Below are 15,395 nucleotides of genomic sequence, written 5' to 3' on the forward strand. Positions count from 1 at the left end.
CAATCAGCTTTGTACAGCACACTGGTGCAACATATTATTTTTTTGATCTATGACTTGAGTTTGGACATTTAACAAACTCAAAAGACTTGGAAATAAATTATCTTGACTCAATGTTGCCTGTTTTTGTTGATTTAAACAATTGATTTGTTTTGTTGCTACAGATTTCCAAGCATCTGAAAACCACATCACCATTGGTACATGGGTTTGTTGAGTAGGCGCAATCGCATAAGGTGCACCATGCAAATACATACCACGTTCACCTGTAGACTCACCATGGTCAGATAAATACCAAAAACCTGTGCGATAGTTTTGTTGCTGTTTTAAAGTTTCAATCATTTGATTTAGAATATGATCTGTATAGACAATCGAATTATCATAAGTATTAATCAATTCAGTCGATGAACAACCTTGTATCGCATTGGTTTCACAAGTCGGTTTGAATTTTTTGAATTCATTTGGTGCACGTTTATAATAAGCGGGTCCATGACTTCCCATTTGATGTAATACAATCAAATGCGCTTGCTTATCATCTTTTGGCAATTGACTTAAATATAGGTTTAAGCTATCGACTAAAATTCCATCTTGACATTCGCCATCTTTACACCATTTTTTCTCTAAATTTTGAGGAATTACAAACTTCTCAACGCGATCACAAGCACCTTTACATCCTGAATTATTATCAATCCACGTTACCTTGTAACCTGCGCGTTGCGCGATATCAAGCAGTCCCTCTCGATGACTTGCCAGTTGCTCATCATAGCTTTTACGAGGCATACCTGAAAACATACAAGGCACTGAAACTGCTGTTGCTGTACCACAAGAACTGACTTGAGAAAAATTAATTAGGCCCGTCTGCTTGGACAATTCAGGATTAGTGTTCTTTGCATAACCATTTAAAGAAAAACTCTCTGCACGTGCGGTTTCACCAACTACCAAAACCATCAATTTAGGTTTATGTTGTAAAGCAACATCGTCGACTAAATGTGCATCTTCACCATAACGAATCAAAGGTAGATTTTTTTTCGGTGCTTTTTTATGAAAATAAGAAAGTGTTGAAGCTACTGCATTTTGCGGAGAAATCATGCCTTTTAAATCACGATGCTCGCGAAAAATAGCAGCATAATCCACATAGAAAACAAATAATAATGCTGCAATTACAGCGAAAGAGCCCGCAATATTTATGCTTTTAAATAATAATATTTTGCCAATTTTTTCTGGTTTAATTTTTACCCAAAAAATAATGATGATGGGTAAAACAACAAATCCCAGTGTCCAAACCAAAAATTGCAAAGAAAGTAAGTCTGACACTTCACTAGGATCTGTTTGTACCATATTTTGAATTTGATCAGGCGAAATGACTACACCCAATGAGTTGACAAAATAAGCACTAAATCCACCAATGAAGACCAAGACAATTGCAAAAAATTTTGCTGTCCATTTCCAGTCTAAAATTTGTAATAATAGATTATATAAAGCAACCAGCACAAAACCTGTCGCGATCAGAAACAGCTGTGCTTTAATCCCCTGATAAGGCGTTAGAGACTGAACCTTATTTAAAAAACTAAAATTCAGGCACAAGCCTAACCACACTGCGACAATAAAATTAAAAGCAGTTAGGGAAATTGAGACTTCACGTCGTTTTATACGCTGTATTAAGTTAGACATTACTTTGGCAATACTCTTTTCAATGGGGTTAAGTTAAAAAATGAAGCTTAAACTGAACTTAAAAAGCACTTTCCCAAGCATATTGCACCACTGATCTTAATTGTAACTACCTTTAAATTTCTCACGATCTGAGAAAATTAAAATCAAATAAAGCATCTACAAAAAAAATGAGTATTATTTTATAGCCCGTAGATTATAATACTGCTTATTCCATTCACAATAATTCATTTAAAGTTAATATTTTTGAGATAAATTTATTTTAAATCCAAAAAAGTAATAATACACGAATTGATTTCTACATATTTTAAAATGGCGAAAAAGTAATTTTCTATTTTTCAAGCAATGCAAAACACATCAACATTTAATTAAAAAATAAAGACAAAACCACATTAAATCAAAGACATTTATACATAAATTAAACTTTATTAACCATACAATGTATTTTACTTTTATAATACATTGTGGGCTTATTTATTCCCAAGAAAAATTATTTAATTCAATCAAAACCTGACTAACCATAACGCTACATATTAAATATTGATCATAGCTATTATCAAAATTTAAGTTCATAATATTATGAATGACGAATCTTTTTGATCCAATATATTATAGGGATTTGACAAAAAATGCCTATCACTAAAATCAAACTTAAATAATTAAAATATCCCAATTGATCGCCAATCATGCCACTTAAGGTATACAACAACCCACTGATTGTTGCCATAATCGAGACCTGAAAGGTAAAATCTGTACCTGCATATTCTTGACGGCTATATTGCATCACTAATGTTAAAATTATGACTAAAAGCATTGCAGCAAACAGATCTTCTAAAGCATTAATCAAATAAATTAACCACGGTGCTACAAAATGAGATTGTTCATATTGAGCTGCTAACCACACAAACCCTGCTAAACTGATCAATTTCAAAATAGAAAATAGGATTAAGGCTTGCTGACGCTTTAGATTTTTTAACATTAAACTGGCCAAGCCTGCACCCAATAATGCAGAAAATGCCCCTAACATAGTGATATAAATGCCGATTTGAGAAAGGCTCAGCTGTAGATCAACCAACAAAGGTTTAGTTATTGGACCTGTAAAGCCATCGGTTATTTTGATGCTACAAAGTACAAAGAACCATGCTCTTAGTTTTTTATTGACAAAGAAATAAGTTAAATAACTTTTAAGTTTTTCAATAAAGTGCTGTGTAGCGTCATCGTGTAAATGTGTTAAAGCAGTCTTTTTCAAGTGTTTGGGTTCGTGGTAAAAGCAAATAGGGATTGTATTTAAAGCCACAATTCCTGCTAAAATCAAAAACGTACTTTGCCAACTTAACCAGTCCATTGCCCATAAGATTGCCCCGCCCCCAACAATAAATCCTAAACGAGAGCCAATGACTTGAATCATATTCCCGATATGTTGCTGATCCCCTTTTAAAATACTAACGGCTAAGCCATCCGTTGCAATATCTTGGGTTGCACCAACACTGTTCATACAGAGCAAAGCCATAAAAAACAATAATAAATAGATCGGTTCATTCAGGGATTGGATCGGTAAAAAAGATAAAATGGTCAAGATAGCAATGGTTAAAAGTTGGGTTGGAATAATCCAACTGCGATAATGCCCTTTGGAATCATGTCCAAAACTGTCCACAAAGGGCGCCCACAAAATCTTAATTGCCCAAGGGGCCATGAGTAATCCAAAGCCACCGATATGTGCCAATGACACGCCTTGTGATCGCAAAATTACTGGTAAAGCATGCGTCATAAATCCTACAGGTAAACCCTGTGCCCAATACAATGAAAATAACAACAAATAGGTGTGTCGCATGCAATCTAAACTCGAATGATGTCAATATAAATGGGCGTAACTTGATTCTGTATGTATTGCTTTTATCTACGAATTTTGTAATATTTACATTTTGCAGATCGTTACTATTAAGCAAAAACCAAAATCAATGCAAGAGTAATCATATAAAAATACAATGTCACAAAATTTTCCAATGATACCTGATCAAGTACCTCAGCGTGGTACAAACACCAGTCGTAATATTTTTAAAAACCTTTACTTAGTTCAAGGCTGGGGATTTGAAGGTGAATTTCCCAATTTACCTAAAGCGGTGGTATTTATTGCGCCACACACCTCTAATTATGATGGTTTATATGCCTTCCTCGCGATGTTAGGTATTGGTGTTAAAGTCACAATTTTTGGAAAAGATAGCCTGTTTAAAACGCCACTTAAAGTACTTTTTGAATGGATGGGTGTCATTCCTGTTCATCGTGATTCACCACATGGACTCACCCAACAGATTGTTAAAATCATACAAGAGCAAGATAAAATTTGGATTGCGATTGCACCTGAAGGTACCCGGAAAAAAGCTGAAAAAATTAAAAGTGGTTTTTATCATATTGCTATGGGAGCCAAAATACCGATTGCAATTTTCTCATTCGATTATGAGAAAAAGCAAATTCACTGCTTAGGAACATTGCAACCTACAGGAGATTATGAGCAAGATTTAGCAGAGATTTTAGCGCGTTTTAAAGGTAATTTTTCACCTAAACGGCCTAATTTTTTATCAATTCCTTTACAAAAACTTTTGAAAAATAACTAGAAAAAACAGAGACAATCTGTTCAGATGTGCAACATATATTTTGATCAAAAGTAATACTCCATGCGTTTTAAACAACTTGGTTTTATAGGCTTATTGGGTCTAGCCCTTGTTGGCTGTGACAAAACTACCAAAACTCCAACACAGACCACTGCAATTAAAGCACGTGAGCCTGTTATCGCGATTGCTTTAGGTGGCGGTGGTGCAAAAGGTTTCGCTCATATTGGCGTGCTCAAAGTTTTAGAATCACATGGGATCAAACCTAAAATTGTGACTGGAACCAGTGCCGGAAGTTTTGTTGGCAGTATTTATGCCAGTGGTAAAACACCATTTCAAATGCAACAAATTGCACAACAATTGAAAGAATCTGATTTGCGTGATTTAACTATAAATAGCCAAGGTATTGTTCTTGGTCAAAAACTACAAGATTATATCAATCGGAATGTTGCGAATAAACCTATTGAGCAATTTCCAATCCGTTTTGCAGCAGTTGCCACTCGCTTAGACAATGGTAAAAAAGCTGAATTTATTAAAGGAAATGCAGGACAAGCAGTCCGAGCTTCTTGCAGTATTCCGAATATTTTTGTACCAGCCACGATTGGTCATACAAAATATGTTGATGGTGGTTTAGTTAGCCCAATTCCTGTCCAGACTGCGCGTGATATGGGAGCTGATATCGTGATTGCAGTTGATATTTCTGCTCGTCCAAGTGGCAGCCAACCCATGAATATGTGGGGCTTATTGGATCAAACCATTAACATCATGGGACAACAAAGTATTAACAATGAGTTGGCTCAAGCAAATATTGTTATTCAGCCTAAAGTTGGACACTTAGGTACACTTGATCTTAAGTCGAGTAACCAAGCCATATTAGAAGGCGAAAAAGCAGCCCAAGGCAAAATCATTGCGATTCAAGCTGCAATTAATAACTTTAAAAAAACACCTGCTGCATTAAAACCTGCACCACGGGCAAAATTTTAATACCGCAATAGCGGTCATATAATCAATAAAGCTTTAAAACGAGAATAATCACGTTTTTATATGCAGCACTAAAATGATCTGCTACATTGATATAGATGATCCGTCATCTATATCAATGATAATCACTCGAGTAGATGTATGAACTTTATTTTTGAACCGTGGCATTGGTTTGTACTTGGCATATTGCTGATCTTATCTGAACTTCTACTACCAGCATTTGCGGCTTTGTGGTTTGGTATCGCTGCAGTTATAGTCAGCATTTTATTGTGGTTATTCCCAAGTATGAGTTTCACCTTGCAAGTCGTTTGCTGGATTATCTTATCTATCATTTGTACTGTGGCTTGGTTTAAATTCATTAAACCCTTATCTGTAGATAAAACTAAAGCTGGGCTTTCTCGTGAAGCAACCATTGGTCAAACGGGTATGGTCATTCAAACTGGGCTTAGCCATGATCAAATTCGTGTCCGCTTTCCAATGCCTGTTTTGGGTTCTGATGAATGGAATTGCCGTACGTTATCGCCTGTACAAGTAGGTGACCGTGTACGAGTGACTGATATTTTAGGTAATGATCTAGTTGTACAACTACATTCATCATCTTAATAATGAAGAATAAAGAGGAAAATTAAATGGGTTTTGGTTCTATTGTTGTTTTAGTCTTATTTCTATTTGTGGCTGTGACCATTTTCAAAGGTGTCCGTATTGTTCCTCAAGGTTATAAATGGATCGTACAACGCTTAGGTAAATATCACATCACACTGAGTCCTGGTTTAAACTTCGTCATTCCATATGTGGATGAAGTTGCTTATAAAGTAACCACAAAAGATATTGTTCTAGATATCCCATCACAAGAAGTAATCACACGTGATAACGCTGTATTAGTGATGAATGCCGTGGCCTATATCAATTTAACCACACCAGAAAAAGCCGTGTACGGTATCGAAAACTACACTTGGGCAATTCAAAACTTGGTGCAGACTTCCCTACGTTCAATCGTTGGTGAAATGGACCTAGATGATGCATTGTCATCACGTGATCATATCAAAGCGAAATTAAAAGCAGCAATCTCTGATGATATCTCCGACTGGGGCATCACACTAAAAACTGTGGAAATTCAAGACATTCAACCATCACACACGATGCAATCAGCGATGGAAGCCCAAGCAGCAGCCGAACGTCAACGTCGTGCAACTGTAACCAAAGCAGATGGTGAAAAACAGGCCGCTATTTTAGAAGCTGATGGACGTTTAGAAGCTTCTCGTCGCGATGCTGAAGCTCAAGTTGTATTGGCTGAATCTTCACAGCGTGCTATTGAAATGGTGACCTCTGCTGTAGGTGATAAAGAAATACCTGTTGCCTACTTATTGGGTGAGCAATATGTCAAAGCTATGCAAGACATGGCCAAATCCAATAATGCCAAAACGGTTGTGTTACCTGCGGATATTATGAATACGATTCGCGGTGTGATGGGCAGAAATTAATTCTGAAATTTAAAAAATTGCTCAAAATAGGCAACCGATGTGTTGCCTATTTTTATCTTGAAATAGGTTTTTGCATTAACATGCCCATAAGGTCTGATTCAGTAATATAATTCGCGATTGAATAAGCCCAAACTTCACACATAGCACACCCTCAATTGGTCTTGTTTCAACCGAGCTCTATTCCAACGTTGAAATATCTCCACTTAGTTTGGTTCTAATACAAAGTGGTATGCCTAATCGGAGCGGTAAACAAGGTAGCAATCAAACCTATTCAGATGCGACTATTCAATCTTATCTGATGATTAAATCCTTATTCTAATTGTCTTTAAGTATGGGCACAGGCTTTGTTTAAAGCTTGATTAAATTATGAGGGCCTGATTAAACAGCTTTAGATTTTTTCACTATTTTTAGAAGACAAAAGTATATTGAGATTACGATTCGCTATTAAAAAGTCATTGTATACTTCACCTACTTTTAAACATGAGATGCCAGCTTCACAAGATTTAAAATTTTCGTTGATCAAATAAGGTGAATGGAAGCCTAAGAAACAATAAGCTGAATATCGACCCCAATGGCATAAGCTCCATAGAGGTATCGATGCTAAAACACTACAAATAATATTAGTGATTTACTCTATCAGACTCCACCAAGTGAACAACTCAATTCCATCTATACTGATGGAGCTTATGATACTAAAAGCTGCTAACGGGTGATTTCAGACAAATTGGCACATATGGTGATCCCTAAGAAAAAATGTCAAGCCTTGAAAAAATACAAAAACTTGCTCATTAGAATGCAATGAGCTGCTTCGAACAGCCAAACATTTAGGTAGGATACTATGGAAAAATGGTCAGATTACCCTCAGAGAAGTTTAGTAAATACCAAGATGCACTGCATAAAATTTTTTGGCGACAAACTAAGCACAAGGAACTTTCAAAGTCAGGTCGTTGAAATCTATGTACCTTGCGCATTAATAATGCTCGTGTATTAAATAGATTCAGTGAATTAGGTAGAACTCGCACCCGAATTGTGGTCTAAACTTGACTTAGGCAAAGGAATTTAGACTTTCGAATCTTTGTGCAACAAAGCCTATTCAATTGATTACCCCACATTGAGGGGGATTCATCAAATTTAAATGATTCAAAAATATTTCTTTAGTGCTGAGAGATAAATAAATCACCGCATTACATTAAGTTTAAATTGTAACCTCATAAATTTTTTGTACTGTCGCTTGGATTGAGCGTTTAAATCAATTTTGCAGGTAATGTTCTACTTTCATATATGAAATTAACAAAAATCCTTTTTGCTAAGGTGACAAACCTGTACTTAAAACAATCTTAGTACTCATGTCTCCATTCATAGCGATATCATGTCGAATTAAACTATGAAAAAACAGTGTTAATCTATCTTATCTAAGTACTCTATTTAAGTACTACTGATGAGCATTACTTTATTGAAAATCTGATTTAGCTTTTTCTTGCCAATAAAAATTGAGAAATTTGATTCAATTCCTTAGCATCCTCACCAAAATATTCTAAGGCTTTAAATGCTTGGTCATGTAATTGTTGTGCATAAATTTTGGCATTGTCTAATCCCATTAAAGCAGGATATGTCGACTTATCTACTTGTTGATCTTTACCTGCAGTTTTTCCCAAAGATGCAGTATCAGAAATCACATCTAAAATATCATCTTGCACTTGAAATGCTAATCCAATCGCTTGACCATATTGACGCAATTGGGGAATAGCCTGATCTGTACCTACAAAAATTGTCACAGCAGACATCATAATTGCAGCTTGGATTAAAGCCCCAGTTTTATTAAGATGAATACTTTCTAAATGCGCTTGATCAACATGCTTACCTTCAGCCTGTAAATCTAAGACCTGACCACACACCATTTTTGAACTGGCTGTTGCTAAAATTTGCATTTGCTTAAGAATAATGCTCTGTTCAACGGCTTGACCTTGATCAAATAGACGACTCCCTAACACTTCAAATGCCATTGATTGCAGAATGTCTCCTGCTAAAAGCGCTGTATCTTCACCAAAAGCCACATGACAAGTTGGCTGCCCTCGACGTAACAAGTCATTGTCCATACATGGCAAGTCATCATGTGCCAATGAGTAACAATGAATAAACTCAATCGCAACCGCAGCTCTACGCACAGCTGCAAAATTTGGATTATTTGCTTTTAAATGTGCTGTTGCGTAACTTAAAGCAGGTCTAACTCGTTTTCCACCTAACATTACCGTATGATGCACAGCCGATTTTAATGGCTCTGGCAATGAAAAGGCATCTAAAGCAACTTGTAAATCTTGCTGAATTTGTACTTGCGCTCGTTTTAAAATTTCTGCATTTACATTGGGAATAGAAGTCACATCTGCCTCGGTTTGTACGAATCTCTAAAACTAAAAAATCAGAAGTTTTAGATGAATTGGTAAATTTGATGAGTCAGAACATTCTACTATGAGTTACTATAATTCTCATCTCTTAATTCCAATAGGATCATTTGAATAAGTTCAAGGTATTTACAACTCATTTTTTAATAGAAACAGCGAGTTTTTTCCCTTTTCTTTAGCAGCTCGTACTGCAAATTCTAATTTTTGTAAAACATCAATCTCAATCTGTTTTTTTTGTAGATCTAAATGATAAATTCCTATAGACGCAGTAAGGTATTCGTTATTATTGCCAAATAATATCTTTTCATTAGTAACTGCAAATTTAAGCCTTTCAGCAAGTGTTACAACAGCCCACTCTGTCAGGTGTTCAATCACAATAACAAAACTTGCTGAATTTAAGCGAAAAATTTCGGCTTCTTCAGTTTGAGCAATCGCTTCATTTAATACAGAACCTAACTGTATTAAGACCTCATCACCTGCCGTATAACTATTCAATTGATTAAATCGCTTGAAGTTATCTAAATCAATTTTCAGGAATGATAGATACGTTTCATGGCTTTTTTGCCAAACTCTATTTAAATAATGCTCAAAAGCAAAAGCATTTTGTAAACCTGTGACAAAGTCTAAATAGAGATGATCATGCAATTTTTTATTATTTTGCAAAAGTACATTTTCACGACGCTTCAAACGCGTTATATCTGAGCAAACCACCACAACTCGTTCAATCTCATCATATTGATTACGTATTGCTTTAAAATAAGAAAGATAAAATTTTCCTTTTACATAGAATTCTTGTTCAAAATAGTTATTTTTCTTTGCAAAATAACGCATTGCTTCATGAAAATGTGTATAGACTACAGTTGAAAATGTATTCAGTAACTTGTCAAATAGATAAAGTGCGTCACTTTCATAAATATCTGCAAACTTTTGATTTACCCCCAAAAATCGTGCTTCTTGATCAAATAATGCAATAGGCAAAGGAATTTGTGAAATAAAAGAAACCAGATGTAATTTATCGATGTCTTGTAAATATTCAAAAACTTTGATGTCTTCAAGGCTATCTCGTAGTTTTTTAGACTCTTGTTCCATACGCCACCTCGAAGCCAATAAATTTTAATCTATTGAAATCAGCATTTAATGTATTAATTTTTTACAACAGCAAATAATCAAAATTGCTATCTCATAAAGTAAGTATGATAAAATACTGCAAACATTTTGCCACACACAATACAAAATTAGTACTTTTATTGATATAAATCACAAAAAAATAAACCTTGCGAGCGCAAGGTTATTAAAATTTCAACGTAAAAATTACTTAAGTAGAAATTAGAACGTATATAAAATCTATCAAAAACTATCTGCTGGCACCCGAACCCAGCCCTCCATCAATACACGTGCACTACGACTCATCATTGCTTTCTTGACAATCCATTGCCCTTTTTCGTTCAAAGCCTGTGCCCCTACACGAAGTGTTCCAGATGGATGTCCAAAGCGTACCGCCTCACGCTCACCACCTCCTGCGGCTAAATTCACTAAGGTATTTGGAATTGCTGCTGCCGTACCAATTGCGACTGCAGCTGTTCCCATCATGGCATGATGTAATTTACCCATTGATAATGCACGTACCAATAAATCTGTGTCCGTTTCACTCACTTGTTTACCACTCGAAGAGGTATAGCTTTTAGCTTTGGATACAAATGCAACTTTAGGAGTATGCTGACGATTTATCGCCTCACTGATGTCTTTGATTAAACCCATTTTTACAGCACCATACGCACGGATTTTTTCAAAACGTGCTAATGCAGCGACATCACTATTGATATCTTCTTGTAGTTCAGTTCCGTTATAGCCAATCTCTTCAGCATTTAAGAAAATTGTAGGAATACCCGCATTGATCAAAGTTGCTTTAAATGTACCAATTTCAGGCACATCTAAGTTGTCAACGACATTACCTGTAGGGAACATGGCTCCACCATCTTCACCATCATCGGCGGGATCTAAAAATTCAATTTGAACTTCTGCAGCAGGGAAAGTGACACCATCCAATTCAAAATCACCCGTCTCTTGAACTAGACCCTGTGTAATAGGAACATGAGCAATAATTGTCTTATGAATATTGGCTTGCCAAATCCGAACCGTACAAATGCCATTCTCTGGAATGCGATCAGTAGCAACAAGACCATTACTAATTGCAAATGAACCAACAGCTGCAGTTAAATTACCGCAATTACCACTCCAATCTACAAACGCTTTATCAATAGACACTTGCCCAAAAAGATAGTCAACATCATGATTAGGTTGCGAACTTTTAGCCAAAATAACTGTTTTACTGGTACTTGAGGTTGCCCCACCCATCCCATCAATTTGCTTTCCATAAGGATCTGGACTACCTATGACTCTAAGTAATAACTGATCACGTGATTGCCCTGCTATTTGTGCACGTTCAGGTAAGTCATCAAGCTTAAAAAAGACACCTTTACTAGTACCACCACGCATATAGGTTGCTGGGATTTTGATTTGTGGTGCAGAACTCATTTTTTCGTATTCCTTTAAATTCTCTTTGTTGTATCAAATAATGAATCATCATTCAGTTTTATAGTACCCTTTTTGGAATAAAAATACTGATAAATTAACTCAAATATTCAATAAATCTTGGCACAAAGATTAAAAGTTAAACAGTTTAAATATAGTTTGAAAATTATTACTTATGATTATTTTATTGAAAATTAACAAAAAAATTAAAAATCCTATTTTTTGACTTCACAGTTCCTTCCCATACATCCATCGTATACTAGGCTAAAAGTAACCAATCTATTACAATAATTAAATTCGCATAAATAGAGTTGTACACATTGAGCAACGAGTCTACACAATTACAGCGTGGACTTAAGAATCGTCATATCCAATTGATTGCCATGGGTGGCGCAATTGGTACAGGATTGTTCTTAGGTTCAGCACATGTGATCGAAAAAGCTGGGCCATCCATTATTTTGGGATATGCCATTGGTGGTTTGATCGTTTTTTTAATTATGCGTCAGCTTGGAGAAATGATTGTACATGAACCAGTAGCTGGTTCTTTTAGCCATTTCGCCAATAAATATTGGGGTAAATTTCCTGGGTTTTTAACAGGTTGGAACTATTGGATGCTTTACGTCCTAGTTGCAATGACTGAATTAACTGCTGTTGGCAAATACATCAATTATTGGTGGCCTGAAATTCCCAATTGGATATCTGTACTGTTCTTCTTTGTTGTGATTACACTGGTAAATCTAGGAAATGTAAAGTTTTACGGTGAATCAGAATTTTGGTTATCCATTATTAAAGTCACTGCGATTGTTGCAATGATTGTGTTTGGTATCTATTTAGTTCTGACCGCAGATGTAAGTTCAGGTATTGCTTTTTCAAACTTATGGTCACATGGCGGGTTTTTTCCAAATGGATTTGACGGCTTATTTTATATGCTGGCTTTCCTTATGTTTGGTTTTGGTGGTATTGAATTAGTTGGTATGGCTGCTGCCGAAGCCAAAGACCCAGAAAAAACGATTCCTAAAGCAATTAATCAAGTCGTCCCTCGTATTCTCATCTTCTACGTAGGCTCAATGATTATTCTTTTGTCTTTAGTTCCATGGAACCAATTGAATTTTGGTGGTTTAGATAAAAGCCCATTCGTTATGGTCTTTAGTATGATTGGGATTGCATGGGCAGCTCATCTGGTTAACTTTATTATCTTAACTGCGGCACTATCTGTTTATAACAGTGGTATGTATGCCAATAGCCGTATGCTTTATGGTTTAGCAAAACAAGGCAATGCACCTAAAATCTTTACTAAAACCAATAAACATGGTGTTCCAATTCCATCGGTATTACTTTCTGCATTTTTAATTTTGGGTTGTGTACCTTTAAATTATTATTTACCAGAAGATGCCTTAAGTCATTTGATGTATGTGGTCGTTGGTGCTTTAGTTTTAAACTGGCTTATGATTACACTCACCCATTTGAAGTTTAAGCGCGCTCTACGTTTGACCAATCAAACCAGTAAATACCCCGCACTCTGGGCACCTGTTAGTAATTTCGTTGTAATTATTTTTATTGGTATCGTTTTATATATCATGTGGGATCAAGGATTTAAAGAGTCAGTATTGATGATTCCCGTATGGATTACACTGATGTTAGTCTTGTTTGATATTTTAAATCCAAATGAAATAAAGACCGAAGAAAAATAAATCCAACGTAAAGCTATTATTTAGATAATAGCTTTTTTTTCATATGTATATACGGTAAATTATTGACTTATTGTGCCCTTAGCTTAACTGGATAGAGCAGTTGCCTCCTAAGTGACAGACGTGGGTTCAAGTCCCGCAGGGCGCACTATCGAAAAAGCAAGAAGTGAAGGTCTCTTTTTTATAAAAATTTAATGTAAAGCGATTTATATAACCTGATAAATTTATATTTCACTCCAATTAATTGTTTAAATTTCACTCAATCTGTCAATTACTTAAATATCTAAATTTTATTGTTTTATATCTATAAATTTGTAATATTCCTCTAAATAATCACATCTTTATATATTTTTCTATATTCTCGCAAATCAAAAAAAACTACATAGTTCATTTTTTTTTTACTAATTCACCCTCTAGAGTATTTACTCTTATTTTTTATATGCTATTTTGTAAATAGAAGTAACTTTGAGTTGATTATTTAAGTATCAAAATTATTTCTCATTCAAAACTTAAGTACTTCAAAGTATTCATTTTATTATATTAGGGAAAAATTAAAATGAAATTAAAAAATTTATCAATCGCGATAATTGCTGCAAGTTTGCCAATGACTGGTGTTTTTGCCGCAGCAATGGATCGCTCAGGCCAATCTATTTCGGCATTCCTTCAACCTAATAATTATTTTGAAGCTGGTATTTCAGTTTTAGACCCGACTGTTGAAGGCCGAGAAGCTGGCGATACACCTAAACCATATCGTGAAATTGATGATATGGGTGGGGATTATTACTTTCCATCTGCCGCTATTAAATTACAACTCACTGATCAAGTATCATTCGGTCTATTGTATGACCAACCATTTGGCGCGGATGCAAAATACTCTGGTGAAAATGCATTTGTCTCTTCTAATGGCGATACGGTATTACCTCAAGATAGATTGACAGCGCTTCGTGCTAGTACTATTGCTAAAAATGTAAATTCACAAGTTGTTGACCGAGCAACACAGCAAGCAATTGCGATGACTGGTTCTCCAACACCACCTCAAGCTGTAATTGATCAAATTGCAACGCAAATTCGAGGAAATGCAAATGCAATGGCTTTGATCACAACAGGCGTAACACAAGCTGTAGATAAAGGTATTGCAGGGGCTAATAGTACACTGGGTAAAGGCAGTACTGAAGTTAAAGTTGACACCCAAAATATTTCAATGATTTTTGGTTTTCAACCTATAGCTAACTTGAACTTCTTTGGTGGTGGTGTATACCAAACCATTAAAGGAAATGTAAGCCTTCGTGGTCAAGCATATAGTTTATACAATGGCTATGATGCTAACATCAAAGAAACTGGCGGTGTGGGTTGGTTAGCAGGTGCTGCTTATCAAATTCCAGATATTGCCTTAAAAGCATCGGTAACTTACCGCTCTGAAATCGATCATGATGTCAATATTAATGAATCGATTCCTACGCTTGGAGCATTAGCATTACTCGGTGATAGCGGAGCTGCTGCTGCACAAGCAATTGCCGCTTCAAATGGTAAAACGACAATTACAACACCACAGTCGGTCAACATTGATTTACAATCAGGGATCATGGCAAATACAGTTGCATTTGCAAATCTTCGTTGGGTGAACTGGAAAGACTTTTCAATCCGCCCATTAAAGTTTGGTCAAGTTTCTGAAGCAGTTGGTCCAATTGTTGGTCGTCCAAACGGATTTAACCTCGTTGAATATTCTGATGATCAATATACAGTGACAGCTGGTCTCGGTCGTAAAATTAATGACCAATGGGCAGGTAATGTCTCAGTGGGTTGGGACTCAGGTGCTGGTAACCCAGTTTCAACTTTAGGCCCAACAGAAGGTTATTGGAATGTAGGTTTAGGAGTTCAATATAGCCCTACACCTGCGACTTTCATTGCGGGTGGTGTTAAATACTTCTGGTTAGGCGATGCTAAAGCACAAACGGGTGCTCAAGCAGGTAGTGATGCCTATGTTGCAGAATTTAAAGATAACAATGCAATCGCTTATGGTTTAAAAATGGGTTATAGATTCTAAGA

General features: G+C 35.8%; 11 protein-coding genes, 1 tRNA gene and 1 pseudogene. 8 read left to right on the plus strand and 5 right to left on the minus strand.

Annotated elements, in window-relative coordinates:
- Positions 1–3 precede the first annotated feature (3 nt).
- Both AC2G3J_RS15305 and AC2G3J_RS15310 read right to left on the minus strand, forming a co-directional pair.
- Entirely contained in the window at positions 4–1,665 is a 1,662-nt protein-coding gene (locus AC2G3J_RS15305) for a phosphoethanolamine transferase (protein ID WP_336952813.1), read from the minus strand.
- A 574-nt stretch (positions 1,666–2,239) separates the two neighbouring features.
- A complete protein-coding gene (locus AC2G3J_RS15310; RefSeq protein WP_336952815.1) occupies positions 2,240–3,493 on the minus strand; it encodes an MFS transporter in 1,254 nt (417 codons plus the stop codon).
- Between the two features lie 154 nt (positions 3,494–3,647).
- On the opposite strand from AC2G3J_RS15310, the gene AC2G3J_RS15315 reads away from it, so the two are divergent.
- The 5 genes and pseudogenes from AC2G3J_RS15315 to AC2G3J_RS15335 all read left to right on the plus strand — a co-directional run bounded on the left by AC2G3J_RS15315 (position 3,648) and on the right by AC2G3J_RS15335 (position 7,768).
- Positions 3,648–4,274 (plus strand): lysophospholipid acyltransferase family protein, encoded by a 627-nt coding sequence (locus AC2G3J_RS15315; protein WP_336952817.1) that lies wholly within the window; start codon positions 3,648–3,650, stop codon positions 4,272–4,274.
- 60 nt (positions 4,275–4,334) lie between these two features.
- Positions 4,335–5,252, plus strand: coding sequence for a patatin-like phospholipase family protein (locus AC2G3J_RS15320; RefSeq protein ID WP_483770233.1), 918 nt, complete (start codon positions 4,335–4,337; stop codon positions 5,250–5,252).
- A 138-nt stretch (positions 5,253–5,390) separates the two neighbouring features.
- Complete coding sequence (locus AC2G3J_RS15325; protein WP_336952821.1) at positions 5,391–5,852, plus strand: NfeD family protein; 462 nt, start codon at positions 5,391–5,393, stop codon at positions 5,850–5,852.
- Positions 5,853–5,878: 26 nt separating this feature from the next.
- Positions 5,879–6,730: an SPFH domain-containing protein gene (locus AC2G3J_RS15330; protein WP_336952823.1), complete on the plus strand. Its 852-nt coding sequence runs from the start codon at positions 5,879–5,881 to the stop codon at positions 6,728–6,730.
- 117 nt (positions 6,731–6,847) lie between these two features.
- Positions 6,848–7,768: pseudogene (locus tag AC2G3J_RS15335) on the plus strand (IS5 family transposase).
- A gap of 428 nt (positions 7,769–8,196) precedes the next feature.
- Here the strand turns inward: AC2G3J_RS15335 and AC2G3J_RS15340 are convergent.
- The 3 genes from AC2G3J_RS15340 to prpF form a co-directional block, all read right to left on the minus strand.
- Complete coding sequence (locus AC2G3J_RS15340) at positions 8,197–9,108, minus strand: polyprenyl synthetase family protein (protein ID WP_483770234.1); 912 nt, start codon at positions 9,106–9,108, stop codon at positions 8,197–8,199.
- A gap of 150 nt (positions 9,109–9,258) precedes the next feature.
- Entirely contained in the window at positions 9,259–10,107 is an 849-nt protein-coding gene (locus AC2G3J_RS15345) for a sensor domain-containing diguanylate cyclase (RefSeq protein ID WP_419819554.1), read from the minus strand.
- A gap of 369 nt (positions 10,108–10,476) precedes the next feature.
- Positions 10,477–11,664, minus strand: coding sequence for a 2-methylaconitate cis-trans isomerase PrpF (gene prpF, locus AC2G3J_RS15350; RefSeq protein WP_336952829.1), 1,188 nt, complete (start codon positions 11,662–11,664; stop codon positions 10,477–10,479).
- A 317-nt stretch (positions 11,665–11,981) separates the two neighbouring features.
- Between prpF and AC2G3J_RS15355 the strand changes: the two genes are divergently transcribed.
- From AC2G3J_RS15355 to AC2G3J_RS15365, 3 genes are all read left to right on the plus strand, one after another.
- Entirely contained in the window at positions 11,982–13,352 is a 1,371-nt protein-coding gene (locus AC2G3J_RS15355) for an amino acid permease (protein WP_336952831.1), read from the plus strand.
- Positions 13,353–13,424: 72 nt separating this feature from the next.
- Positions 13,425–13,497: transfer RNA gene (locus AC2G3J_RS15360), tRNA-Arg, on the plus strand.
- 408 nt (positions 13,498–13,905) lie between these two features.
- On the plus strand, positions 13,906–15,393 hold the full coding sequence (locus tag AC2G3J_RS15365; RefSeq protein WP_336952833.1) for a long-chain fatty acid transporter: 1,488 nt from the start codon (positions 13,906–13,908) through the stop codon (positions 15,391–15,393).
- Positions 15,394–15,395 lie beyond the last annotated feature (2 nt).

This window comes from Acinetobacter legionensis (assembly GCF_057165765.1).

Excerpts from the sequence above, each read along its gene's own strand:
- AC2G3J_RS15305 (WP_336952813.1), bottom strand. The coding sequence starts at position 1,665 with ATGTCTAACTTAATACAGCGTATAAAACGACGTGAAGTCTCAATTTCC.
- AC2G3J_RS15310 (WP_336952815.1), bottom strand. The coding sequence starts at position 3,493 with ATGCGACACACCTATTTGTTGTTATTTTCATTGTATTGGGCACAGGGT.
- AC2G3J_RS15365 (WP_336952833.1), top strand. The coding sequence starts at position 13,906 with ATGAAATTAAAAAATTTATCAATCGCGATAATTGCTGCAAGTTTGCCA.
- AC2G3J_RS15330 (WP_336952823.1), top strand. The coding sequence starts at position 5,879 with ATGGGTTTTGGTTCTATTGTTGTTTTAGTCTTATTTCTATTTGTGGCT.
- prpF (WP_336952829.1), bottom strand. The coding sequence starts at position 11,664 with ATGAGTTCTGCACCACAAATCAAAATCCCAGCAACCTATATGCGTGGT.
- AC2G3J_RS15325 (WP_336952821.1), top strand. The coding sequence starts at position 5,391 with ATGAACTTTATTTTTGAACCGTGGCATTGGTTTGTACTTGGCATATTG.
- AC2G3J_RS15320 (WP_483770233.1), top strand. The coding sequence starts at position 4,335 with ATGCGTTTTAAACAACTTGGTTTTATAGGCTTATTGGGTCTAGCCCTT.
- AC2G3J_RS15315 (WP_336952817.1), top strand. The coding sequence starts at position 3,648 with ATGTCACAAAATTTTCCAATGATACCTGATCAAGTACCTCAGCGTGGT.